Consider the following 22,571-nt stretch of genomic DNA (forward strand, 5'->3'; position numbering starts at 1 on the left):
CGCTGCGATGCAGCAGTTCAAACCGAATAAACCCTGCGGAACTGTGGTATAGTTTCACTCGTTTCTAAAATGAACTCGTTCAGTTGGCCCGTATACCCGAACGGTTTCGCCTGACGGCTTCAGGAACAAGCATCGTCTACGAAAGGAGACGACCATGTCCGTACTTCATAAAAGCATGGCGGCGGGCTTAATGGCATTGACCCTGACGGGTACAACCCTCATCCCGGCAACGCCCGCGAACGCCAATCATGACTTCTGGGGAGGCGTTGCCGTTGGAGCAGTCGGCGGCCTGCTGCTGTCGCAGGTTGGGCGCCCCTACGCCTATTACGGCTATCCGGGCCCATACTATCGACCGTACTATCGGCCGTATTACAGGTCCTACTATAGGCCGTACTACCAACCCTATTATGGGGGCTACTACAGGCCGGCATATCGGAGCTATTACAGGCCTTATTCGCGGTACTACTACGCGCCTCGGTGCCATATCGTATGGCGGCACAACGGTTGGGGTGACGCTTACCGGACACGGGTCTGCTACTGAGAACGCGCTGGCATAGGGTGTCGCTGCGGTGGGCGTTGAGCCTGTGCTCTTGACTTTTGGCCCCAACTAGACCAAATGCAGGCCAGCTTTCACCTTCCGGCCGCCGCGTGAGCGTGCCCCTGCCAGCAAATAGGAGCAGGAAGAAGGGCAAAAGCGCATTTCGTACAGGCCGCATCCCAAGACGCGGGCAAGAAGCGCTGGAAAGCTTTTTCCAACAAGACAAGTTCCCACTTCACGCGGGGTTCTTGACGCCAGAATGACACCGGGTCGCATTTTGCGATCCGGCCGATTTTTTTGGCGCGCCCTAAAAAGGTTATGACTTGACCAATTTTGAATCGCTTGGCATCTCCAAGCCGATCGTCGCCACACTTTTCCAGCTCGGCATCGAAAAGCCGACCCCCATTCAGGAAAAGGCGATCCCGCTTCTTCTCGAAGGCCGCGACCTTATCGGCCTTGCTCAGACAGGCACCGGCAAGACGGCCGCCTTCGGCCTGCCGATCATCGAAAAGATCATCCCTGAAGAGCGGCGTCCGGACAACCGTACCACCCGTACGCTGATCCTCGCCCCAACCCGCGAACTGGTGAACCAGATCGCCCAGAACCTTAAGAACTTCCTGCGCAAGTCGCACCTGCGCATCAACGTCGTCGTGGGCGGCGTCTCGATCAACAAGCAGCAGTTGCAGCTCGAAAAGGGCACCGACATCCTCGTTGCCACGCCCGGCCGCCTGCTCGACCTCGTCGCCCGCCGCGCCATCGGCCTCACCGCCGTACGCTACCTCGTTCTCGACGAGGCCGACCAGATGCTCGACCTCGGCTTCGTCCACGACCTGCGCAAGATCGCCAAGATGGTGCCGAAGAAACGCCAGACGATGCTGTTTTCGGCAACCATGCCGAAATCGATCGCCGACCTCGCCGGCGAATACCTGACGGACCCGGTCACCGTCGAAGTGACACCTCCGGGCAAGGCTGCCGACAAGGTCGAGCAGTATGTCCACTTCGTCAACGGCAAGAACGACAAGACGGACCTCCTAAAGAAGTCACTCACCGAGAACCCTGACGGACGCGCGATCGTCTTCCTGCGCACCAAGCACGGCGCCGAGAAGCTGATGAAGCACCTCGACCACGTTGGCTATTCGGTCACTTCCATCCATGGCAACAAGAGCCAGGGCCAGCGCGAGCGCGCCCTCAAGGCCTTCCGTGACGGCGACGTAAAGACGCTGATTGCGACCGACGTTGCCGCCCGCGGCATCGACATCCCGGCCGTCAGCCACGTCTACAACTACGACCTGCCGGAAGTTCCGGATGCCTACGTCCACCGCATCGGCCGTACGGCCCGCGCTGGTCGTGACGGCATCGCGATCGCATTCTGTGCACCTGACGAAACCCGTCTCCTGCGCGACATCGAACGCCTGATGAACATCAACATCGCTGTAGCCAGTGGTGAAGCGCCTGCCAACATGAACGCCACTCCGCGCCGCGGCAATGGCAGTGGCAACAGCAATGGCAATGGCAATGGCGGCAACCGCGGCCAGGGTCGTGGTGGTGAAAACCGTGGCGGTGAGCGCCGTGGCGAAGGCCATCGTGCAGGTGGCCGCCCGGAGCGTCGTCCGCGCCCTGAAGCTGGCGACGAAGTCCGCGCCAACAATGAGGAGCGCCGCGAGCGTCGTCCGCGTCCTGAGCGCCAAACCCAGCGCAACGAAGACTTCCGCGGCCAGCGCCGTGGCGAGGCTACGCCGATGACGTCCGGCCCCGACAACGATCTGGCGACAACGTCGGACTTCCGTCCGGCCCGCAAGCCGCAGCGCCCCCAGCATGGCAACCATGCCAATGGCGAGAACCGTCATCATCCCGGCGGCGGCGCCCGCAATGCGCACGGCCGCCCGGCCCGCAAACACGGTGAAGATCGTGGCGCGCAGGCCCACGGCGGCGGCGAACGTCGCGAAGGCAACGGCGGAAACCGTCGCGGCGGTCCGTCGCGCGGTGGCAACGGTCAGCGCCGTGAACGCGCCTAATTGAAAAAAGAAAGGGCGGGACAAATCCCGCCCTTTGCAATACGCGTCTCACGACGCCAAATGATCCCGCGGCCTTACAATCTCGCCTTGTGGCAATTGGCCCATTGCATTAGGATGCTGGTGCTGCTGTAGGGCGCGTCGGCTTCGGGCCGGAGGGGCATTGCCCGCCTACGTACGACAAAGTCAAACGTAAGCCGCGCCCATGCCAAATATCGAAAACCTCAGAAAACAAGCCAAGACATACCTGCGATGGCATCGCGAACGGTACTATCCGGTTGCGGCGCAGATCAGGTGGATCCTGCCCAGATATCGAGATCAAAGCGATCGAGAAATATTGGACGCCGACTTCAAGCTCAGCGATGCTCAGGAGCTTGTTGCCCGAAAGCATGGCTTTACGGATTGGCCGGCCTTGGTCAGAGGGATCGAAACCATGACGAAATCGAAAGCGTCGGACAGTAGACATCCGCTCGTCCTCTCCGCGGAGCCGCAACTCTTCGTCTCCGATATCATTGCCTCGTGCCAGTTCTATGTTCGGAAACTGGGTTTTGAAGTGGCGTTCCAGTACGGAGAGCCGCCATTTTATGCCCAGGTGTTTCGCGACGGCGCGCGCCTGAACCTGCGAAAGGTCGGCGGGCCGGTCTTCGACGCTGGCTTCAGAGCGCGAGAAGTCGACGCCCTCTCCGCAACGTTAACGGCCGACGATCCGAAGCGGCTGTTCCTGGAGTATCAGGCCGCCGGCGCATCGTTCCACCAGCCCCTGCGCACCGAGCCATGGGGCGCACGAAGCTTCATCGTGCAGGACCCCGACGGAAACCTGATCGCGTTTTCAGGCGAGGCGACCTAAGCCCGCTGCAGCTCGGTCGTATTTGAAGCATTGATGCTTTACCTGAAGTTTCCCTGATGCTCGCGCAACCGTATACCCGGCACTCAGCCCGAAATTGAATCGGTCTTCGGCTCGAAAATGTTCATCTGCTCACATTTTGAGCGGACGCTGAGGATTGACGACGGGCGTGTCGACGCCAGCTATCGATAAATGCCCAGTTTTTCGTCTGTTTTGGCCTTCGAGAAGGATTCACGAATCTCGCGTTCAAACTGTGCATGGTTCTTGCATTGCCATTTGCGTTGTATTCAAATGAACAAAAAAGGGGAGCCACACCTTTGGCATTTGATGAAATGATCACCGGGGGCGAAAGTCCGCGACAGCCATATGAAAAATACTTTGAGTGGTACAGTAACCAAGATCGAGCGCATCTGATTGCAAAATCCCGGGACGCGGAGAACATCTTCCGCAAGACCGGCATTACCTTCGCGGTCTACGGACACGCAGACTCTTCCGAAAAGCTCATTCCCTTCGACATCATCCCCCGCATCATCTCAGGTCGCGAATGGCGTAAGCTCGCACAGGGTATCGAGCAGCGGGTAATCGCCCTCAACGCTTTTCTCGATGACATCTACCACAAGCAGGAAATCATCCGCGCCGGTCGCATACCGCGCGAACTGATCGAGAGGAATGACGCCTTCCTGCCCGAGATGATTGGCTTCCGGCCGCCCGGCGGCGTCTACACGCACATCGTCGGCACTGATATCGTGCGCACCGGCGAGGACGAGTTCTACGTGCTGGAGGACAACGCCCGCACACCCTCCGGTGTCAGCTACATGCTGGAAAACCGCGAAACGATGATGCAGATGTTTCCGGACCTGTTTCATGCCAACAAGGTCCGGCCGGTCGAAGACTATCCCTATCTGCTGCGCCAGAGCCTGGCATCGCTCGCGCCTCCAGGCTGCAAGGGCAAGCCACGCGTTGCGGTCCTGACACCCGGCATCTACAACTCGGCTTATTACGAGCACTCGTTCCTGGCTGACACGATGGGCGTCGAGCTTGTCGAAGGCTCGGACCTCCGCGTCATCGACGGCAAGGTGAAGATGCGCACGACCCGCGGCTATGAGGCGATCGACGTGCTCTACCGCCGCGTCGACGACGACTTCCTCGATCCCCTCACCTTCCGGCCGGATTCAGCACTCGGCATCCCCGGCATCATGGATGTCTATCGTTCCGGCAACATCACCATCGCCAATGCGCCGGGCACCGGCATATCGGACGACAAGGCGATCTATTCCTACATGCCCGAGATCGTCGAATTCTATACCGGACGCAAGCCGATCCTCGAAAACGTGCCGACCTGGCGCTGTTCCGAGCCGCAGAGCCTCAAATACGTGCTCGAGCACCTCGAGGAACTCGTGGTCAAGGAGGTACACGGCTCCGGCGGCTACGGCATGTTGGTCGGCCCGACGGCGACCAAGAAGGAGCGCGCCGATTTTGCCGAGAAGTTGAAGGCGAAGCCCGCCAACTACATCGCGCAGCCAACACTTTCGCTGTCGACCGTGCCGATCCTCGTCAACAAAGGCATTGCGCCACGTCACGTGGACTTGCGGCCATATGTTCTCGTCTCCGACAAGGTGCAGATCATTCCCGGCGGATTGACGCGCGTGGCCCTGAAAGAGGGTTCGCTGGTGGTCAATTCCAGCCAGGGCGGCGGCACAAAAGATACCTGGGTATTGGAGGACTGATGCTCGGAAGAACTGCAAACGGACTCTACTGGATGTTCCGTTACATCGAACGCGCAGAAAACATAGCGCGCCTTATCGATGCCGGCCTGCGCATGTCGCTGACCCGAAGCGGAACCGGCGACGACGACTGGGACGGCGTCCTGCAAAGCGCCGGCGTGCGCGAGACCTTTGATGAGGGGCACAGCAAGCTGACGAGCGCCGACGCGATCGACTACCTGCTGCGAGACCGCTCCAATCCCTCAAGCGTCATGTCCTGCGTCGACTACGGGCGAAACAACGCCCGCATGGTGCGCACCGCCCTGACCCGCGAGACCTGGGAAGCGACCAATGAGTTCTGGATCGAGCTAAAATCGCTACTTTCGAAGCGGCTGAAAGCCGCGGAGATGCCGGAGGCAATCGATGCCATCAAGCATCGCGCCGGGCTGATCCGCGGTGCCTTCCACGGCTCGATGCTCAGAAACGAACTCTACAATTTCGCCCGCATCGGAACCTTCATCGAGCGCGCGGACAATACGAGCCGTATTCTCGACGTGAAGTATTATGTGCTCCTGCCCTCGGTCTCGGCCGTCGGCACGTCGATCGACAACATCCAGTGGGAATCGATCCTGCGTTCCGTCTCCGCCCACCGCTCCTACAGCTGGGCGTATGACGGCGAATATCGGTCGATGAATATCGCCGACTTCCTGATCCTGAACGGCCAGATGCCGCGTTCGCTCGCCTATTGCTACGAGAAGATCGTCAGCGAACTCGGCTATCTCGCCAAGGATTACGGTGAGCGGCTGCCGGCGCATGATACGGCCGATTCCATCCGCAAGACGCTCCAGACACGTGCCATCAAGGAGATCATGGATCAGGGCCTGCATGAATTTCTGGAAGATTTCGTCACGCGCAACAACCAGCTCGGCATGGAAATTTCCGATGGTTACCGGTTCTATGCATAGGCGGGCATGAGATGAAGCTTAAGATAAGCCACGTCACCGAATATCACTACGAAGAACCGGCGGCCTTCTCGCTGCAGCGGCTGCGGCTGACGCCGCTCTCCGTTCCCGGACAGTCAGTCATCAACTGGTCGCTGCAGGTTGAGGGCGCTAGGCCCGAAGTCGAATACGACGATCAGTTTGGCAACCACGTCAACCTCGTCTCGCTGGAAGGCGAGCAGCGGGCGACACGCATCGTGGCCGAAGGCGAGGTCGAAACGGAAGATCGAAATGGGGTACTCGGCCCCCATAGCGGCTTCTGCCCGCTCTGGCTTTTCCTGCGTGAAACGCCGAGGACGAAGTCCGGAAAGCTGATCAAGGAACTCACCAAGGGTGTGAGCGGCGAGAACGAGCTTGCTCGCATGCACGCGCTGATGTCCGGCATACATGAGACCGTGACCTACTTGCCTGGGACCAGCGACACGGAGACCACGGCTGAGCAAGCGCTTGAGAAGAAGAGCGGCGTCTGCCAGGACCATGCCCATATTTTTGTCGCCGCCGCACGCAGCCTCGGCGTGCCGGCCCGCTACGTTTCCGGCTACCTGATGATGGAAGAGAAGATCGAGCAGTCGGCGACCCACGCCTGGGGCGAAGCGCACCTCCCGGGCCTCGGCTGGGTCGGCTTCGATCCGGCCAACAATATCTGCCCCGACGCACGCTATGTGCGTGTCGCCTCCGGCCTCTGCTACCGCGATGCGGCTCCCGTTTCAGGCATGCGCATCGGCACGCCGGGGGAAAAGCTCTCTGTCGTGGTCAAGGTTGAAGATCGGGGGCAGATGCAAAGCCAGAGCCAGAGCTGAAGGGCTGGCTTCCGAAGAACTCATATCGAGATACCGTTGTCCGAGCCGCTGCATAGCGGCTCGGATCGTTTTGGGCCATCGTTAGGCCAGCGTATAGGCCGTCTTGACGCTCGTGTAGAACTCGGCCGCGTATTTGCCCTGCTCGCGCGGACCGTAGGACGATCCCTTGCGGCCACCGAAAGGAACGTGGAAATCCACGCCTGCGGTCGGCAGGTTGACCATCACCATGCCCGCTTCGGAGTTTCGCTTGAAATGCGTCGCGTGCTTGAGGCTCGTCGTGGCGATACCGGCAGACAGGCCGAATGGCGTGTCGTTGGCGGTTGCCAGCGCTTCTTCGTAGTCCTTGACGCGGATGACCGAGACAACCGGTCCGAAGATTTCCTCGCGCGAAATGCGCATCTGGTTCGTGGCCTCCGTGAACAGCGTCGGCTGCAGGTAGAAGCCGGGCGTTTCGCGGGTGACGAGTTCGCCGCCGAAGGCGAGCTTGGCGCCCTCCTTCTTGCCGATCTCGATATAGTCGGTGTCGGTCTTCAGCTGCTTTTCATCGACCACGGGGCCGATGTGCGTGCCCGATTTCAACGCATTGTCGACAACAAGCGTCTGCAGCTTTTCCGTTAGCGCCGCGACGAACTTGTCGTGGATGCCTTCGGTAACGATCAGGCGAGAAGACGCCGTGCAACGCTGGCCGGTGGAGAAGAAACCGGAATTGGCGGCTGCTTCGACGGCGACGCCAAGGTCGGCATCGTCGAGGACGACCATCGGGTTCTTGCCACCCATTTCCAGCTGGAACTTGCGGTTATGCTCGATCGAGGCGCTAGCGACGCGGCGGCCGGTACCGGTGGAACCGGTAAAGGTGATGCCCGTAACATCAGGACTGTCGAGCATGGCCTGGCCGACAACCGAACCCCTGCCCATGACGAGGTTCAGCACGCCCTTTGGCAGGCCGGCACGGTGCAGGATGTCGACGATCGCCCACGAGCAGCCCGGGACGAGTTCGGCCGGCTTGAAGACGATGGTATTGCCGTAGCAGAGCGCCGGCGCGATCTTCCAGGCGGGGATCGCGATCGGGAAGTTCCAGGGCGTGATGATACCGATGACGCCGAGCGGGTCACGGGTGATCTCGACGCCAATATTCGGGCGAACAGACGGGATGACCTCGCCTGCAAGACGCAGCGCTTCGCCGGCAAAGAATTCAAAGATCTGCGATGCACGAATGGTCTCGCCGATTGCCTCGGGAAGCGTCTTGCCTTCTTCGCGGGCCAGCAGAGCGCCGAGCTCGTCCTTGCGAGCCATGATCTCGTCGCCGGCCTTCTTCAGGATGACATGACGCTCCCAGATGCCGGAGCGCGACCAAGCCGGGAAAGCAGCCTTGGCGGCGGCGATCGCATTCTTCGTGTCTTCGGCCGAACCATCCGCATAGAGGCCAACGACCTCGTTGGTATCCGACGGATTGATGTTCTTCGTCGCGTCCGTGCCGACCCATTCGCCGGCAATGAGGTTCTTATAAATGGTCATGGGCCGACTGGGCCTCCTTCACCGTTCCATTAAAAACGGTCCGGCCGCCGAAGCGGCCGGGCCTTGCGAAATCAGAGCTGCTTGACGGCAATCTCTTCTTCGGCGGCAATCTTCAGAGGGTTGCGCAGCGGCAAGCCGAATTCGGCGACTTCGATTTCGAAGACGTCACCCTCTTCAGCCTTGATGCCTTCCGCGAAGGAGAGCGTCGCGGTGCCGAACATGTGGACGTGGACGTCGCCGGGCACACGAAACAGGCCGTACTTGAAGTGATGGTATTCGAGGTTGGCGAATGTGTGCGACATGTTCGCTTCGCCCGACAGGAACGGCTTTTCGAAGATCACCTTGTCGCCGCGCTTGATGCGCGAGGTGCCGCGGATATCCTCAGGCGCAACGCCAATGCGGATTTCCGGGCCAAAGCTTGCCGGGCGCAGCTTGGAGTGCGCGAGGTAGAGATAGTTGATCCGCTCGGTCACGTGGTCGGAAAACTCGTTCGACAGCGCAAAGCCGATGCGGAAGGGTGTGCCGTCTTCCGCAATGACGTAGATCCCCGCCATTTCAGGCTCTTCGCCGCCATCGAGCGCGAAGGAGGGAGAAACGAGCGGCGCGCCCGGAGCAGCCGAACCATAGCCGTTGCCCTTGTAGAACCACTCGGGCTGAACGCCCTTCTCGCCGGCCTTCGGCTTGCCGTTCTCGAGACCCATCTTGAACATCTTCATCGAGTCGGTGAGGGTTTCTTCAGCCGCCTCGGAGGTCTTCTTGTGCATGGAATCGCGCGTTGCAGCCGAGCCCAGATGCGTCAGCCCTGTGCCCGTCAGATGCAGGTGCGCAGCGTCGGGATGCGTCATCGGCGGCAGAAACTTGCCTTCGGCATAAGCCTTTTCGAGGTCGACTGCATCGCCGAGGCCGTGTGCTTCAATCACCTGCAACAGCGACTTGCCGCCGTTTGCGGCTTCCATGGCCAGCGCATAGACGCTGCCTGCGTTCTTGACGGCCTTCGCGGTACCGCCCGGCTCGCGCACGGCGACAATGATCTCTCCGTTCGAACCCTTGATCTGCGAAATCAGCACGGTCTTCATCCTTTTTTCGATAACGCGGAAAATGCTTCGCCAATCCGGCTCCCAGAATGAGCCGGATTGGCAAGTTCACATGACTGCGAATGCTTGGGCAGCGCCGGAGCGCTTAGCCCTTGTTCTTGTTATAGACATCGAAGAAGACGGCGGCGAGAAGCACCAGTCCCTTGACCATCTGCTGGAAGTCGATGCCGAGACCGACGATCGACATGCCGTTGTTCATGACGCCCATGATGAACGCGCCGATGACGGCACCGGTAATCTTGCCAACGCCGCCGGATGCCGAAGCTCCGCCGATGAAGCAGGCCGCGATAACGTCAAGCTCGAAGCCAACGCCTGCCTTCGGGGTCGCCGAATTCAGGCGAGCCGCGATGATCATGCCGGCGAGACCAGCCAGGACACCCATGTTGACGAAGGTGTAGAAGCTCAGGCGCTCGGTGTTGATACCGGACAGCTTGGTTGCCTTCTCGTTGCCGCCCATTGCGTAGATGCGGCGACCGATCGTGGTACGGCGCGTCACGAAGGTGTAGGCCGCGATCAGCACGAGCATGACGACGAGAACGTTCGGCAGGCCCTTGTAGGTGGAAAGCTGGAAGCCAAGGAACAGGATCGCCAACGAGATGATTACGTTTTGGGCGATGAAGAAGCCATAAGGCTCGACATCGATGCCATGGCTCTCGTTGACCTTGCGGCGACGCCAGGCGAGATAGAAGAGCACGACAGTTCCCAGCACGGTCAGCACCAGCGACGTGGAATGCAGCGGAATTCCGGCGATATCGATCATTTCGCCTGGCAGGAAGCCCGTCGAGATAACCTGGAAGTCCTTCGGGAACGGGCCGATGTTCTTGCCGCCCAGAACGAACAGCGTCAGGCCGCGGAAGACGAGCATGCCGGCGAGCGTGACGATGAAGGCCGGAATGCGGTGATACGCGATCCAGTAGCCTTGCGCAGCACCGATGGCGCCACCGATGACCAGGCAGAGAATGCCCGCAAGTACGAAGTTCATCTGCCAGTTGACGGTCATGATAGCCGCCACCGCGCCGACGAAGGCAACGATGGATCCGACCGAAAGGTCAATGTGGCCGGCCACGATGACGAGCAGCATGCCGAGCGCCATGATGACGATGAACGAGTTCTGCAGAACGAGGTTCGTTAGGTTGACCGGCTTGAATAGAATGCCGCCCGTGTAGAACTGGAAGAACACCATGATCGCGACGAGCGCGATAAGCATGCCGTATTCGCGAATGTTGGCGCGGATATAGTCCGCAACGGAAACGACGTTGCTTTCCTCGGTGGCTGAAGGGTTGACCGGAGTCATTGTTTCTTCTCCCCTGAGCGCATGATAGCGCGCATGATGGTTTCTTGGCTCGCCTCTCCCTTTGGCAGTTCCGCAACGATACGTCCTTCATTCATGACGTAGATGCGGTCGCACGTACCAAGCAGTTCCGGCATTTCCGATGAGATCATCAGAACACCCTTACCATCGGCTGCGAGCTGGTTGATGATAGTATAGATTTCGTATTTTGCACCGACATCGATACCGCGGGTGGGTTCGTCCAGGATCAGGACATCGGGGTCGGAGAACAGCCACTTCGACAGCACAACCTTTTGCTGGTTGCCGCCGGAGAGATTGACCGTTTCCTGGAAGATGCTGGAGCTACGGATGCGCAGCTTCGAGCGGTATTCCGATGCGATCTTCGATTCCTTGATGGTGTCGATGACCGTGGCTTTCGAGACCCCGGCCAGATTGGCGAGCGTCGTGTTGTGAACGATGTTCTCGCCGAGTACGAGACCAAGATGCTTGCGGTCTTCGGTCACATAGGCAAGACCCGCGTCGATGGCCTTGCGAACGGTGCTGACATCGACCGGCTTGCCGTGCATCGACACGTCACCATGGATCTTGTGTCCATAGGATTTGCCGAACAGGCTCATTGCGAATTCGGTACGGCCGGCGCCCATCAGGCCCGCGATGCCAACCACTTCGCCCTTGCGGACGGTGACGTTGATGTCGTGCAGAACCTGGCGGTCACGGTGATGCTGGTGGAAAGCGTTCCAATTCTTCACCTCGAGGATCGTTTCGCCGATCGGCACGGAGCGCGGCGGATAACGATCGGCGAGTTCGCGGCCCACCATGTTCTTGATGATGATGTCTTCGCTGATCTCTTCGGTCTGACAGTCGAGCGACTTGACGGTCATGCCGTCGCGCAGAACCGTGATCTGGTCAGCGACCTTGCGAACTTCGTTGAGCTTGTGCGTGATGATGATCGACGTCAGGCCCTGGTTGCGGAACTCGATCAGGAGGTCCAGCAGTGCATCGGAATCCTTTTCGTTGAGTGACGCCGTCGGCTCATCGAGGATCAGCAGCTTCACGCTCTTAGACAGCGCCTTGGCGATTTCGACCAGCTGCTGCTTGCCAACGCCGATGTCGGTGACGAGCGTTTCCGGCGACTCCTTGAGGCCAACCTTGCTCAGCAGCTCTTTCGTACGCTTAAAGGCTTCTTGCCACTTAATGATGCCATTCTGAGCAACTTCGTTGCCGAGGAAGATGTTTTCGGCGATCGACAGGAGCGGCACCAGTGCCAGTTCCTGGTGAATGATGACGATGCCGATTTCTTCGGAATCCTTGAGCGCCTTGAAATGACGGACGTCGCCTTCGTAGACAATATCGCCATCGTAGGTTCCGGCTGGGTAGACGCCGGAGAGAACTTTCATAAGGGTCGACTTGCCGGCCCCATTTTCACCCACCAATGCGTGGATCTCACCCTGTCGAACCTTGAGGTTCACATTCTCAAGCGCCTTTACGCCTGGGAACGTCTTGGTGATGTTCCGCATTTCGAGGATTGTGTTGTCCATGGTCATAATCCAACGCCAGCAGCCAAAGGGACGCGGCGATCATAAAATTGAAGACCGGAACCCGCAAGCAGCGGGTTCCGGCCAACTTGGTACAATTATTACTTCAGCTGGTCAGCCTTGTAGTAACCGCCTTCTACGAGGATCTTCTCGTAGTTGGTCTTGTCAACTGCGACCGGGGTCAGCAGGTAGGACGGAACGACCTTGACGCCGTTGTCGTAGGTCTTGGTGTCGTTGACTTCAGGCTCCTTGCCTTCCATCAGAGCGTTGACCATGCCGACGGTAACCTTTGCGAGGTCACGGGTGTCCTTGAAGATCGTGGAGTGCTGCTCGCCAGCGATGATCGACTTGACCGACGGAACTTCAGCGTCCTGGCCGGAAACGACCGGGAGCGGCTGATCGCCGGAACCGTAACCAACGCCCTTCAGCGACGAGATGATGCCGATGGACAGACCGTCGTAAGGCGACAGAACTGCATTGACCTTCGCGTCGGTGTAGTTAGCCGAGAGCAGGTTGTCCATACGAGCCTGGGCCGTTGCCGGGTCCCAACGCAGCGTGCCAACCTTGTCCATGCCGGTCTGGCCGGACTTTACGACCAGCTTGCCGCTGTCGATGTAAGGCTGCAGAACAGACATTGCGCCGTCATAGAAGAAGAAGGCATTGTTGTCGTCCGGCGAACCGCCGAAGAGCTCGATGTTGAACGGGCCCTTGCCATCCTTGAGGCCGAGGGCGTCAACGATGGAGGTTGCCTGCAGAACGCCAACCTTGAAGTTGTCGAACGTTGCGTAATAGTCGACGTTGCCCGAGTCGCGGATCAGACGGTCATAAGCGATGACCTTGATGCCTGCGTCGTGAGCCTTCTGGAGAACGTCGGAAAGCGTCGTGCCGTCGATAGCGGCGATGACGAGAACCTTAACGCCCTTCGTGACCATGTTCTCAATCTGAGACAGCTGGTTCGGAATGTCGTCGTCAGCGTACTGCAGGTCGGTGGCATAGCCAGCGTCCTGGAGCTGCTTGACGATGTTGTTGCCGTCGTCGATCCAGCGAGCGGACGACTTCGTGGGCATCGCAATGCCGACAGTGCCCTTGTCGGCTGCCATAGCCGGCATAACGAACGAAGCGACGCCAAAGGCCGCCGCTGCCATCAACGAGATAATGGATTTCATATCTCTCTCTCCCTTAGTTAATAAACGCGCGTGCGAAAAATCGCCCGCCCCGAAACTGTGGCAGGTTCCGTCTTGGATAATTACTTCAGATGGTGAGAAACGAAGTAGGTCTCCTCCACGCTCTCACGTGTTGAATGCCAACCAGCACACGGCGGCAAACTGGTATGGAATCCCATAACTGTCAAATAGAATAACTGGTAAAGTGCATAACAATTTTGGTATATCGTTAAAAAGTATTACTTTTAATGGAACGCGGATGGGAGGCCGCAACCATGGCGATCATTTCGGACCCGCAGACGCATGGTCACGTCGACATTCATACGGATGTCTTTGCCGATGACGCCTTTTTGCGATTGGGTCTCAAGCTGAATCATCTGCGAATGATCGTCGCAATCGAAGATAGCGGGCAGATTTCCGCGGCGGCCGAAGCGCTGAACATTTCACAGCCGGCAGCCTCGCGAATCCTGTCCGAAATGGAATCGATCGTTAAGACGCCACTTTACGAACGCGTGGCACGCGGCGTCGTGCTGACGACCTTCGGACAGGCGCTCGCCAGACGCGCGCGCAAGATCATGCTCGAGCTGCGCGAGGCGGGCCGGGAAATCGCCGAACTGAAAACGGGCAAGGGAGGTACCGTCTTTATCGGCGCCGTCACTGCCCCAGCCATGAGCCTGGTCGTGCCGGCGATAAAGCGCGTTAGAAGCGCCCTACCCGGCATAGAGGTCACCATACAGGTTGAAACGAGCAACGTGCTTGCCCGCGAGTTGCTCGCCGCCCAGCATGACTTCATCATCAGCCGCATTCCCGATGATCTCAACCCGCGCCTCTTCCAGGTCCAGGAAATCGGCGTGGAGAAGGCCTGTTTGATCGTGCGGGGCGGCCATCCGCTCTTGAAAAAGAAGGTCGCCTCCCTCGAGGACCTTCCACAATATGATTGGGTTTTCCAACCAGCGGGAACGCTCCTGCGCCGGACGATCGAGGACCTCTTCCTTTCTCGCGGCGTGCTGCTCCCGGAAAATATCGTCAACACCTCTTCGCTGCTGCTCACCTGTGCGACGGTTTGCCAGACGGATGCGATCGCGCCGATCGCGCTCGATGTGGCGCAGTTCCTGGCGACCCATCGGTCGAAGGCTTCGGATGTGCGGGTGTTGCCGATCGATTTCGAGATCAACGTCAGGCCCTACAGCCTGATAACGGTCAAGGAACGTGCGCTGCCCCCGAGCGCACGGCTGCTTTATGACCTGGTACTGGCCGAAAGCAAGAAGGCGGGAGTGCTCTGACAAGCCTTGCACCACCTTGTTCGGATCTAATGCGCCCCTCCAAGGGAGGCAATCATGCTGTTCGGCCAATCCGTGTTCCAGTCCGTGCTCGACCGCCTGAAGGCGGAGGACGACGAAACCGTCGAACAGGATGCACCCGCCGCCGCCCGCGTAAGCGGTCTCAATACCGGCCTCGCCTTCGACGTCATGGAAGGCGTCTCGGCGTCGTCAGCGCGACCCAACCAGGCATATTTCGAGACAATGGAATTCGCCGCGTCGGAGACCGTGGCCGAGCGGTCGCCTGAGCCCTTGCCGCCTCCTGAACCAGAGCCCGAGCCGGTGATGCCCGATCACCTCGAGCGCATCGCGCCTGAAGATATTGCGGCCGAACTGGACATTTCTGCGCGCGATACAGCCCAGAGCCTCAGCGAAAAGCGCCGCGCCTTTGCCAAGCAGAACCATCCCGATCGCGTCAACCAGCTGTTCCGCGAGAACGCCACCAAGCGGATGACGATAGCGAACCTGCTGATCGACCAGGCGCTGCGTCGCCTTGCCCGCTGACTAGTCAGCGTCCTTCTTGGCTTCTGTATCTTCTGCCTCTTCCGCGTCATCGGAAGATGGCGCCGTGTCCGCCTCCGGCGACTGCGGCTTGTAGTTCCAGAACAGCATATAGGCCGCATAGACGCCCGCGCCGCCCGACAGGACCGCCCAGAATGGATCGCCAGTGATCATTTCGACCAGCGCCCAGCCAAAGCAAACGGCCACAATCAGGATGCGAGCCCACAGCGGGCGATAGGCCGGATGGTTCGGATCGATGAGTTGCATATTTATCCCGCGCGGTATTTCGATGACATGTCTTTAGGATGGATTCCGTAAATGTGAAAGAGCGCCGGGCTTGACGCGGCAGCCATTAAATGGAATGAAAATTCCACAAGCATCACAGTTCGGTTCATTTGTTCCGAATTCAAGGGAGGTTCTCATGACAGTCAGATTTGGTCTTCTCGGCGCCGGCCGTATCGGCAAGGTTCATGCGAAGGCCGTCAGCGGCGATGCCAATGCCAAGCTCGTTGCCGTCGCCGACGCCTTTCCGCAGGCCGCCGAAGCGATCGCATCGGCTTACGGCTGCGAGGTCCGCACGATCGACGCGATCGAAGCCGCCAAGGATATCGACGCCGTCGTCATCTGCACCCCGACCGACACCCACGCCGAACTGATCGAGCGATGCGCGCGCGCTGGAAAGGCGATCTTCTGCGAAAAGCCAATCGATCTCGACGTTGCCCGCGTCAAGGCCTGCATCAAGGTCGTCGACGAGACCAAGGCGAAGCTGATGGTCGGCTTCAACCGACGCTTCGACCCGCACTTCATGGCTGTTCGCAAGACGATCGATGATGGCCGAATCGGCGATGTCGAAATGGTAACGATCACCTCGCGCGATCCTGGCGCCCCGCCAGTCGATTACATCAAGCGTTCGGGCGGCATCTTCCGCGACATGACGATCCATGACTTCGACATGGCCCGCTTCCTGCTCGGCGAAGAGCCAGTTGCCGTCAGCGCGACCGCCGCCGTCCTCGTCGACAAGGCGATCGGCGAAGCCGGCGACTACGACAGCGTTTCCGTGATCCTGCGGACCAAATCCGGCAAGCAGGCAATCATCTCCAATTCCCGCCGTGCCACCTACGGCTACGATCAGCGCATCGAAGTGCATGGCTCGAAGGGCATGGTCGCTGCCGAGAACCAGCGTCCGGTCTCGATCGAGGTCGCCAACGGCGACGGCTATACCCGTCCGCCGCTGCATGACTTTTTTATGACTCGCTATACCGAAGCTTACGCCAACGAGATCGCGAGCTTCATCGCCGCAATCGAAAAGGGCGCGACCATCTCGCCGTCGGGCGCCGATGGCCTGGCTGCCCTCGCGCTTGCCGATGCCGCCGTGCAGTCCGTCAAGGAAGGCAAGCTCATCAAGATTGGCTGACGGCCCTCTCCCGACCGAAAGCCACCTGTGAAATGGCCGGGTCCCTGCCCGGCCATTTCTCGTTCCATCCGCACGATCCGCTAGGCGCACCGCTAATCCGATCCCTGGATACCGGACAAGACCAGCTCCTGATCGATCACCGACAATGCCCGGTCGAGATGACCCTCGAACACGAGGATCGATTCGTCGGGCACGGCTCGGATCTCCGGCATTCCCTCCATCCGCACGACATGCGTCTGGCCAAGCCCTTCCTCGATCCCCGGTCGCAACAGATCATAGTAACGCGTTCCCGGCCCGGTGATGGCGATCGGCATGCGTTCTGTCAGACTTAGCAGACGCGAGAGCCCATTTCCGAGTGCAATACCGGCCTGCCTGAATGCGAAGGCAGACATGCGGTGCCCCTGTCGCGCTTGGGCGGCGATCTTGTCGAGCTCGGCGACCGGCACGAACTTGGCTGGGATCGTGTCGAGCGGCACTTCGAAGGCCATGCGCAAAATGGCGTAGAAGCCAGCATAAGCCTCGATGCATCCCCTGCTGCCGCAGCGACAAAGGCCGCCGTTTGCCATATGCAACATATGTCCAAAATTTGGGGCCGACACTTCACGCTCGCCCTGCCCCGTGCTCCGGACGATGCCGAGCCCGACACTATGTCCGAGCGACAAGGCGGCGAGCGACCGAAAATCAACCGGCCTCGCATTCGCTTCATGTGCGCCGAGTGCGGCTGCGACGAGCTGTGTCTCGTTCCCCAGAAAAATCCTGGCCTGCCAATCCGGCCGCAAGGCCGATTCGAAGTCGATCTGATTGCTGCCGAAAATCGGCGACCACACCAGTACAGGGTCGGTCGGATGCACCAGGCCTTTGCTGCTGATCGATATCAGCAGCACCTTTTCCTGGGGCAGCTTCGAGCGTGAAAGAATGCGCGCAAGCCCCTGTTTAATAGAGGCAATAAACCGCTCGGCACCGGCAGGATCATGCGACCTTTCCTCGCTGAACCGGTCGATGAGTTTGCCTGCGTAGTCGACCAGCGAATATTGCACGCCGTCCGATGAAATGATTACGACGACAAGGTAGCCGCAGTCGCGCCGCTGTCGAAACAGCACGCGCGGACGCCCTCTTCCGCTACTTGGCTGCTGCTCGGATTTTTCAATGATTTGTGCTTTTTCGAGGTCAGCCGTGATTGCTGAAATCGTCGCGGAGGAAAGCTTCGTAAAGTCGGCAATCTCTGTATGCGCCAGCGCCCCATGTCGTCGAAGCGCAGCTAACACAAGGACGCTGTTTCTCTGCCGGACCAACTCCGTGCTCGACTTGGTCAGCATATATGCCGGCCTCTCCCCCTCGCATTCCGCCCTCGCTCACACCCCATCTCCAGCAATTTTTTCGCGACGCAACGAAGCCGGTAGTGCGGTGTTGACAGTTGAAAAAATCTCTGACACTTAATTTCTCGACTGTCGAGAAAATAATTCAAATTTCTCGCCAGCGAACCGCGGCGGCCGGAGGAACCACTGGCTGGGGCTGGCCGCTATTCACTCGGGAGGATATTTATGAAGTCTGTTTTGAAGCTGATGGCCGGGGCGGCCATCCTCGTGTCGGTGCACACCGCCGCAATGGCAGCTGATCTCGTCGTCGGCGTTTCCTGGTCGAACTTCCAGGAAGAGCGTTGGAAGACCGACGAAGCCGCCATCAAGAAGGCCCTCGAAGCCAAGGGCGCAAAGTACATTTCCGCTGATGCGCAGTCGTCTGCCGCTAAGCAGCTGACCGATGTTGAATCGCTGATTTCGCAGGGCGCGAATGCACTCATCGTTCTCGCCCAGGATAGCGATGCTATCGGCCCTGCCATCGAAAAGGCTGCTGCTGAAGGCATTCCGGTTGTCGGCTACGACCGCCTGATTGAAAATCCGGCTGCTTTCTACATCACCTTCGACAACAAGGAAGTCGGTCGCCTGCAGGCCGAAGGCGTGTTCAAGGCCAAGCCGGAAGGCAATTACGTCTTCATCAAGGGTTCTTCGTCCGACCCGAACGCGGACTTCCTGTTCTCGGGCCAGATGGAAGTGTTGAAGGCTGCTGTCGATGCCGGCAAGATCAAGAACGTCGGCGAAGCCTACACCGACGGCTGGCTGCCGCAGAACGCCCAGCGCAACATGGAGCAGTTCCTGACCGCCAACAACAACAAGGTTGACGCCGTTGTTGCTTCGAACGACGGCACCGCCGGTGGCGCTGTTGCCGCGCTCGACGCACAGGGCATGGCAGGCACCGTTCCGGTTTCCGGGCAGGACGCCGACAAGGCTGCTCTGAACCGCATCGCGCTTGGTACTCAGACGGTTTCCGTCTGGAAGGACTCGCGCGAACTCGGCAAGCGCGCTGCTGAAATCGCGCTCGACCTCGCTGGTGGCAAGACGATGGACAAGATCGACGGTGTCACCACTTTCGAGGGCGGCCCGAAGAAGGTGAAGATGCAGTCGATCTTCCTGAAGCCGGAGGCCATCACCAAGGACAACCTGAACGTCGTCATCGACGCCGGCTGGATTTCCAAGGCTGAAGCTTGCCAGGGCGTAAAGGCCGGCAGCGTCAAGGCCTGCGATTAATCTTCGCCAGGTCAATCAACACGCCGGCGCCGCAGCGGTCTCGTTGCGGCGCCGGATGCGGATGGTGCCTCCTCCACGGACACTCCCGCCTCGTAACGCACCGAACGCTTTGATTCCCTGCCAGAATAGTGCCGCGCCTTGAGCGGCCATTTCGGAAGTCTCTCGGTGGTCAATTCAAGAACAGGGCAACCTCGGTTCGGGCTTTTCGGGCACCCGCGCCACGGCCCCAAACAATGGGGGAAACGGCAAACCCATGGCAAACATCACGCAATCCTCATCGAGCCATCCGCGCTCGGCGGAGGGCAACGCTTTTACGCGCTTCCTGCGCGCAACCGAGATCGACACGCGCCTGCTCGGCATGGTCGCCGCGCTGCTCGTCATCTGGATCGGCTTTCATCTCTACACCGGCGGGCTCTTCCTGACGCCGCGCAACCTCTGGAACCTCTCGGTCCAGACGACCGAAATCGCGGTTCTCGCGACCGGCATGGTGCTTGTCATCGTCACCCGCAACATCGACCTGTCGATCGGCTCCATGCTTGGCCTTGTCGCCATGATCATGGGCGTCGTCCAGGCGAAATTCCTGCCGCAGTACCTCGGCTTCGACAACTCCTGGACATGGCTGATCACGCTGGTCTGCGGTCTGGTTGCCGGAACGCTGATCGGTCTTTTCCAGGGCGTCATCATCGCCTTCCTGGGTGTCCCCTCCTTCATCGTCACGCTCGGCGGCTTCCTCGCCTGGCGCGGTCTTGCCTGGTACGTGACATCGGGCCAGACGGTCGCACCTCTCGACACGACGTTCCGCATTATGGGCGGGGGCGCTGAAGGGGCTGTCGGAGCCACTTGGAGCTGGATCATCGGGCTTGTCGCCTGTGTGCTGATCGTCGTCGGCATCATCGGCTCGCGCCACCAGCGCAAGCGTTTCAACTTCCCACGCCGTCCACTCTGGGCAGAGTATTTCTTGGCAGTTCTCGGCTGCACCCTAGTCCTTGGCGCCATCTGGGTGTCCACCATCTATTACTGGCCGGTGGCGATCGCCAAGAAGTACGCCGAAGCCAACAACATCGCCTGGCCGGAAACGGGGCTCTTCATCTCCTACGGCATCGCCGTGCCGGTGCTGATCGCCATTCTCGTCGGCATCGTCATGACCTTCATCGCCACCCGCTTGCGCTTCGGCCGCTACGTCTTCGCGATCGGTGGCAACCCTGAAGCAGCCGAGCTCGCCGGCATCAAGACCCGCTGGGTCGCCGTCCGGATCTTCGCGCTTATGGGCTTTCTCGCGGCTGTTGCCGCGGCGATCTCGACCGCCCGCCTCAACGCCGCCGCCAACTCGCAAGGCACGACCTACGAGCTCTATACGATCGCCGCAGCCGTCATCGGCGGCACCTCGCTCGCCGGCGGCACCGGTACGATCGCCGGCGCAATGCTCGGCGCGCTGGTCATGCAGTCGCTGCAATCGGGGATGGGCCTCGCCAACGTCGACACGCCCATACAAAATGTTGTCGTGGGCGCCGTGCTTGTCGTTGCCGTCTGGCTCGACACCGTCTATCGCTCGCGGTCGAAGTAAAGAGGAGTCCTAGATATGACTGATCAACGCACTCCCCTTGTGGAAATGAAAAACATTTCGATCTCCTTCGGCGGCATCCACGCTGTGGACAATGCTTCGGTCGATCTCTACCCCGGCGAAGTCGTCGCCCTTCTCGGCCACAACGGCGCCGGCAAGTCGACGCTCATCAAGATCCTCTCCGGCGCCTACAAGCGCGACAGCGGCGAGATCCTGATCAATGGCGAGCCGGCAGACATCCGCAATCCGCGCGATGCGAAGAAGTACGGCATCGAGACGATCTACCAGACGCTCGCCGTCGCCGATAACGTCGATGCCGCCGCCAACCTCTATCTCGGCCGCGAGATCCGCACGAAGTGGGGCACGCTCGATGACGTCGCCATGGAAGCCTCCGCGCGTGAGGTGATGGGCCGCCTCAACCCCAACTTCCGCCGCTTCAAGGAGCCGGTGAAAGCACTTTCCGGCGGCCAGCGGCAGTCTGTGGCGATCGCCCGCGCGATCCTCTTCGATGCCCGCATCCTGATCATGGACGAGCCAACGGCGGCTCTCGGGCCCCAGGAAACGGCGCAGGTCGGCGAGCTGATCAAGCAGCTGAAGAAGGAAGGCATCGGCATCTTCCTGATCAGCCACGACATCCACGACGTCTTCGACCTCGCCGATCGTGTCTCGGTGATGAAGAACGGCCAGGTCGTCGGCCATGCCCGCACCGAAGATGTCACCAAGGACGAAGTGCTCGGCATGATCATCCTCGGCAAGGTGCCGCCAAAGGCCATCCCCGGCCCCGGCGCCATGCAGGTCTAACCCGCAGACGTGAGACATAAAAGTCCGCCGGCCGCAAGAACGGCGGACTTTTCATTTTGTAGATTGAAGCCAGCGAGAAGCTAGGCTAAGAACCTCGCATCGGACAAGGCGATTCAAGCGCCTCGGCATGCACCCGTAGCTCAGCTGGATAGAGTGTTGGATTCCGATTCCAAAGGTCACAGGTTCGAATCCTGTCGGGTGCGCCATTAACTCTCGTGTCCGACCCGGACACATAGGTCACAATCGGTACCTAAGACATCGGTGACAACCTCGTGCCGAACGGGTTGTCGATTGTTTGCAATGTCCTCTGTTCGAGGTCGATGTATCCGCGATTATAGCGCAGGAAGCTGACGAGCCAAATGCCGTCGTCGACTTCTTGAGGCCGAGCTTCTGGCCGGCCATGACGGTTGAGATGTTGATCTTCTTGCGATGGATGCGCAGACGGCCGCAATTGGTGACGATGGCATCGCGGTCGTGGAAGGGGTAGCTGATCTCGGGCAGCCCTTCATAGGTGCCGGCCGAGGTCTGGTAGACTTCGGCCGGCACCTTCATCGACAGGGCCTCGTGCGGTCTTTCCGTGTTGAATTCGCTGATGAATGCGTCGAAGCGCATCTGCTGCTGCAGGATATTGCGTCCCGGCGGGCGGGTGGCTTCCTTCTTCAGCGTCAGATGCATGCGCTCATGGCGGCCGTTCTCCTGCGGATGGCCGGGGCGGATGCGCTCGAAGACGATGCCGAGCCTCAGCCACCAGACCGACAGCTTCGAGAGATTGTAGAGCCCGTTCGGGCTGGCGAAGGGCAGGCCGTTGTCGGAGCGGATGGCAAGCGGCAATCCGCGTTCGGCAAACACCCGCGCGAAGGCATCGAAGACGCCGCGTTCACGGGTCGTCTCGAAGGC

Annotated in this window: 19 protein-coding genes, 1 tRNA gene and 1 pseudogene; 13 read left to right on the forward strand and 8 right to left on the reverse strand. The window is 59.8% G+C overall.

Translation table 11 applies throughout. The features are described 5' to 3' along the window. The first annotated feature begins 154 nt into the window (after nt 1-154). The 6 genes from AS026_RS39955 (at nt 155) to AS026_RS14795 (ending at nt 6,898) form a co-directional block, all read left to right on the forward strand. Nucleotides 155-541 (forward strand): hypothetical protein, encoded by a 387-nt coding sequence (locus AS026_RS39955; RefSeq protein ID WP_082728539.1) that lies wholly within the window; start codon nt 155-157, stop codon nt 539-541. A 320-nt stretch (nt 542-861) separates the two neighbouring features. Beyond that, entirely contained in the window at nt 862-2,553 is a 1,692-nt protein-coding gene (locus AS026_RS14775) for a DEAD/DEAH box helicase (RefSeq protein ID WP_062370385.1), read from the forward strand. 202 nt (nt 2,554-2,755) lie between these two features. After that, nucleotides 2,756-3,397 (forward strand): bleomycin resistance protein, encoded by a 642-nt coding sequence (locus AS026_RS14780; RefSeq protein WP_062370388.1) that lies wholly within the window; start codon nt 2,756-2,758, stop codon nt 3,395-3,397. Nucleotides 3,398-3,711: 314 nt separating this feature from the next. Further along, nucleotides 3,712-5,121, forward strand: a complete 1,410-nt coding sequence (locus AS026_RS14785; RefSeq protein WP_018857507.1) for a circularly permuted type 2 ATP-grasp protein — start codon at nt 3,712-3,714, stop codon at nt 5,119-5,121. Beyond that, nucleotides 5,121-6,062, forward strand: a complete 942-nt coding sequence (locus AS026_RS14790) for an alpha-E domain-containing protein (RefSeq protein WP_018857506.1) — start codon at nt 5,121-5,123, stop codon at nt 6,060-6,062. The genes AS026_RS14785 and AS026_RS14790 overlap by 1 nt, the downstream gene beginning before the upstream one ends. A gap of 11 nt (nt 6,063-6,073) precedes the next feature. After that, nucleotides 6,074-6,898 (forward strand): transglutaminase family protein, encoded by an 825-nt coding sequence (locus AS026_RS14795; RefSeq protein WP_025660462.1) that lies wholly within the window; start codon nt 6,074-6,076, stop codon nt 6,896-6,898. Nucleotides 6,899-6,979: 81 nt separating this feature from the next. On the opposite strand, the gene AS026_RS14800 is transcribed toward AS026_RS14795, so the two are convergent. The 5 genes from AS026_RS14800 to chvE form a co-directional block, all read right to left on the reverse strand. Continuing rightward, nucleotides 6,980-8,413, reverse strand: a complete 1,434-nt coding sequence (locus AS026_RS14800) for an aldehyde dehydrogenase family protein (RefSeq protein WP_062370390.1) — start codon at nt 8,411-8,413, stop codon at nt 6,980-6,982. 71 nt (nt 8,414-8,484) lie between these two features. Then, nucleotides 8,485-9,480 (reverse strand): AraD1 family protein, encoded by a 996-nt coding sequence (araD1, locus tag AS026_RS14805; RefSeq protein WP_025660464.1) that lies wholly within the window; start codon nt 9,478-9,480, stop codon nt 8,485-8,487. 112 nt (nt 9,481-9,592) lie between these two features. Further along, the gene (mmsB, locus tag AS026_RS14810; protein WP_025660465.1) at nt 9,593-10,801 is read right to left on the reverse strand and encodes a multiple monosaccharide ABC transporter permease; all 1,209 of its coding nucleotides are present in this window, start codon (nt 10,799-10,801) and stop codon (nt 9,593-9,595) included. Then, the gene (mmsA, locus tag AS026_RS14815) at nt 10,798-12,336 is read right to left on the reverse strand and encodes a multiple monosaccharide ABC transporter ATP-binding protein (RefSeq protein ID WP_025660466.1); all 1,539 of its coding nucleotides are present in this window, start codon (nt 12,334-12,336) and stop codon (nt 10,798-10,800) included. The genes mmsB and mmsA overlap by 4 nt, the downstream gene beginning before the upstream one ends. A gap of 98 nt (nt 12,337-12,434) precedes the next feature. After that, entirely contained in the window at nt 12,435-13,499 is a 1,065-nt protein-coding gene (gene chvE / locus AS026_RS14820) for a multiple monosaccharide ABC transporter substrate-binding protein (RefSeq protein ID WP_025660467.1), read from the reverse strand. A 272-nt stretch (nt 13,500-13,771) separates the two neighbouring features. Here chvE and AS026_RS14825 point away from each other — a divergent pair, with 272 nt between their 5' ends. Both AS026_RS14825 and AS026_RS14830 read left to right on the forward strand, forming a co-directional pair. Further along, entirely contained in the window at nt 13,772-14,779 is a 1,008-nt protein-coding gene (locus AS026_RS14825; protein ID WP_025660468.1) for a LysR family transcriptional regulator, read from the forward strand. A 54-nt stretch (nt 14,780-14,833) separates the two neighbouring features. Next, on the forward strand, nt 14,834-15,319 hold the full coding sequence (locus tag AS026_RS14830; protein WP_062370392.1) for a hypothetical protein: 486 nt from the start codon (nt 14,834-14,836) through the stop codon (nt 15,317-15,319). Here the strand turns inward: AS026_RS14830 and AS026_RS14835 are convergent, their stop codons facing one another. Beyond that, entirely contained in the window at nt 15,320-15,583 is a 264-nt protein-coding gene (locus AS026_RS14835; RefSeq protein ID WP_025662839.1) for a hypothetical protein, read from the reverse strand. 154 nt (nt 15,584-15,737) lie between these two features. On the opposite strand from AS026_RS14835, the gene iolG reads away from it, so the two are divergent. Beyond that, on the forward strand, nt 15,738-16,730 hold the full coding sequence (gene iolG / locus AS026_RS14840) for an inositol 2-dehydrogenase (RefSeq protein WP_025662838.1): 993 nt from the start codon (nt 15,738-15,740) through the stop codon (nt 16,728-16,730). Between the two features lie 92 nt (nt 16,731-16,822). Here iolG and AS026_RS14845 read toward each other — a convergent pair whose 3' ends face one another. After that, entirely contained in the window at nt 16,823-18,046 is a 1,224-nt protein-coding gene (locus tag AS026_RS14845; RefSeq protein WP_062370394.1) for an ROK family transcriptional regulator, read from the reverse strand. A 225-nt stretch (nt 18,047-18,271) separates the two neighbouring features. Here AS026_RS14845 and xylF point away from each other — a divergent pair, with 225 nt between their 5' ends. The 4 genes from xylF to AS026_RS14865 all read left to right on the forward strand — a co-directional run bounded on the left by xylF (nt 18,272) and on the right by AS026_RS14865 (nt 21,880). Continuing rightward, nucleotides 18,272-19,312: a D-xylose ABC transporter substrate-binding protein gene (gene xylF, locus AS026_RS14850; protein WP_018116461.1), complete on the forward strand. Its 1,041-nt coding sequence runs from the start codon at nt 18,272-18,274 to the stop codon at nt 19,310-19,312. A gap of 253 nt (nt 19,313-19,565) precedes the next feature. Further along, nucleotides 19,566-20,876 (forward strand): sugar ABC transporter permease, encoded by a 1,311-nt coding sequence (locus AS026_RS14855; RefSeq protein ID WP_025662836.1) that lies wholly within the window; start codon nt 19,566-19,568, stop codon nt 20,874-20,876. Nucleotides 20,877-20,891: 15 nt separating this feature from the next. Continuing rightward, nucleotides 20,892-21,674: an ATP-binding cassette domain-containing protein gene (locus tag AS026_RS14860; RefSeq protein ID WP_018116463.1), complete on the forward strand. Its 783-nt coding sequence runs from the start codon at nt 20,892-20,894 to the stop codon at nt 21,672-21,674. Between the two features lie 129 nt (nt 21,675-21,803). Then, nucleotides 21,804-21,880: transfer RNA gene (locus AS026_RS14865), tRNA-Arg, on the forward strand. Between the two features lie 44 nt (nt 21,881-21,924). On the opposite strand, the pseudogene AS026_RS14870 reads toward AS026_RS14865, so the two are convergent. Further along, a pseudogene (locus AS026_RS14870) lies at nt 21,925-22,571 on the reverse strand (integrase core domain-containing protein); the annotation flags it as partial.

The sequence above is a fragment of the Rhizobium altiplani genome, from assembly GCF_001542405.1.
Classification (GTDB): domain Bacteria; phylum Pseudomonadota; class Alphaproteobacteria; order Rhizobiales; family Rhizobiaceae; genus Rhizobium; species Rhizobium altiplani.

Excerpts from the sequence above, each read along its gene's own strand:
- AS026_RS39955 (WP_082728539.1), top strand. The coding sequence starts at position 155 with ATGTCCGTACTTCATAAAAGCATGGCGGCGGGCTTAATGGCATTGACC.
- AS026_RS14780 (WP_062370388.1), top strand. The coding sequence starts at position 2,756 with ATGCCAAATATCGAAAACCTCAGAAAACAAGCCAAGACATACCTGCGA.
- AS026_RS14790 (WP_018857506.1), top strand. The coding sequence starts at position 5,121 with ATGCTCGGAAGAACTGCAAACGGACTCTACTGGATGTTCCGTTACATC.
- AS026_RS14795 (WP_025660462.1), top strand. The coding sequence starts at position 6,074 with ATGAAGCTTAAGATAAGCCACGTCACCGAATATCACTACGAAGAACCG.
- AS026_RS14800 (WP_062370390.1), bottom strand. The coding sequence starts at position 8,413 with ATGACCATTTATAAGAACCTCATTGCCGGCGAATGGGTCGGCACGGAC.
- mmsB (WP_025660465.1), bottom strand. The coding sequence starts at position 10,801 with ATGACTCCGGTCAACCCTTCAGCCACCGAGGAAAGCAACGTCGTTTCC.
- mmsA (WP_025660466.1), bottom strand. The coding sequence starts at position 12,336 with ATGGACAACACAATCCTCGAAATGCGGAACATCACCAAGACGTTCCCA.
- chvE (WP_025660467.1), bottom strand. The coding sequence starts at position 13,499 with ATGAAATCCATTATCTCGTTGATGGCAGCGGCGGCCTTTGGCGTCGCT.
- AS026_RS14825 (WP_025660468.1), top strand. The coding sequence starts at position 13,772 with ATGGCGATCATTTCGGACCCGCAGACGCATGGTCACGTCGACATTCAT.
- AS026_RS14830 (WP_062370392.1), top strand. The coding sequence starts at position 14,834 with ATGCTGTTCGGCCAATCCGTGTTCCAGTCCGTGCTCGACCGCCTGAAG.
- AS026_RS14835 (WP_025662839.1), bottom strand. The coding sequence starts at position 15,583 with ATGCAACTCATCGATCCGAACCATCCGGCCTATCGCCCGCTGTGGGCT.
- iolG (WP_025662838.1), top strand. The coding sequence starts at position 15,738 with ATGACAGTCAGATTTGGTCTTCTCGGCGCCGGCCGTATCGGCAAGGTT.
- AS026_RS14845 (WP_062370394.1), bottom strand. The coding sequence starts at position 18,046 with ATGCTGACCAAGTCGAGCACGGAGTTGGTCCGGCAGAGAAACAGCGTC.
- xylF (WP_018116461.1), top strand. The coding sequence starts at position 18,272 with ATGAAGTCTGTTTTGAAGCTGATGGCCGGGGCGGCCATCCTCGTGTCG.
- AS026_RS14855 (WP_025662836.1), top strand. The coding sequence starts at position 19,566 with ATGGCAAACATCACGCAATCCTCATCGAGCCATCCGCGCTCGGCGGAG.
- AS026_RS14860 (WP_018116463.1), top strand. The coding sequence starts at position 20,892 with ATGACTGATCAACGCACTCCCCTTGTGGAAATGAAAAACATTTCGATC.